Raw genomic sequence first — 915 nt, forward strand, 5'->3', positions numbered from 1 at the left:
CAGGGCTCCGAACTCAGGTTAACGGAAAAAAGGGTCTTTACGATTTGAGCGAAGGCTGAATCTGTGTGCGCGCTATTTGGGAGGCGCACATGGACGAGTGGGACACAGGTTTTAGCGAGAAGTCGCGGCTCAAGCTGTTGCTGGAGCATTTCGGGCGGATCGAGGACCCGCGGCCGCAGCATCGTGTGGCTTATCCGCTTCGTGAGGTGCTGTTGCTGACGGTGTGCGCCACGATTGCGGATTGCGACAGCTATGATGCGATTGGGGCGTGGGGAGAAGAGCATCTCGATTTTCTGCGGCGATTTTTACCCTATCATCATGGCGTGCCGACGGGGCGCTGGATGACGCTTTTGATGAACCGGATCAATCCGGCGCTGTTTTCCGCGTGTTTCACCGACTGGGTGCGTGCCTGCTGGCCGGATCGGCCGGAGCTTGTGGCGATCGACGGCAAGACTTCGCGGGGCAGCCATGATCGGGCTGCCGGCGAGCCGGCGCTGCATCTGGTCTCGGCGTTCGCCACCACCAGCCGGCTGGTGCTCGGGCAGGAGGCGATCGCCGACAAGAGCAGCGAAATCACCGCCATTCCGCGGCTGCTCGAGCGACTGGCTGAGCATGGCGGGCTCAAGGGCGCAGTGGTCACCATCGATGCGATCGCCTGCAACGCGGCCATCGCCAAAGCCGTACGCAGCGCCGGGGCTGATTATCTGCTGGCGGTCAAAGCCAATCAGCCGACCTTGCGCAAGGAAATCGAGGACCTGTTCGCGCAGGCCCCCGCCGCCCGCCTCGAGCGCACCGAAACCGAGACCGACAAGGGCCATGGCCGCATCGAGCAGCGCACCGTGACACTGGCGCGCGAGGTCGACTGGCTGAACGGTGACCGCCGCTTCCCCGGCGAACTGCGCCTGCCCGACGTCG

1 protein-coding gene is annotated in these 915 nt (G+C 63.8%); it reads left to right on the plus strand.

Going from position 1 to position 915, the window contains the following annotated elements:
* Positions 1-89: 89 nt before the first annotated feature.
* On the plus strand, positions 90-915 hold an 826-nt coding region (locus tag IEX32_RS20390; RefSeq protein ID WP_188773358.1), incomplete at its 3' end, for an ISAs1 family transposase.

This window comes from Novosphingobium endophyticum (assembly GCF_014640675.1).
Taxonomy (GTDB): domain Bacteria; phylum Pseudomonadota; class Alphaproteobacteria; order Sphingomonadales; family Sphingomonadaceae; genus Novosphingobium; species Novosphingobium endophyticum.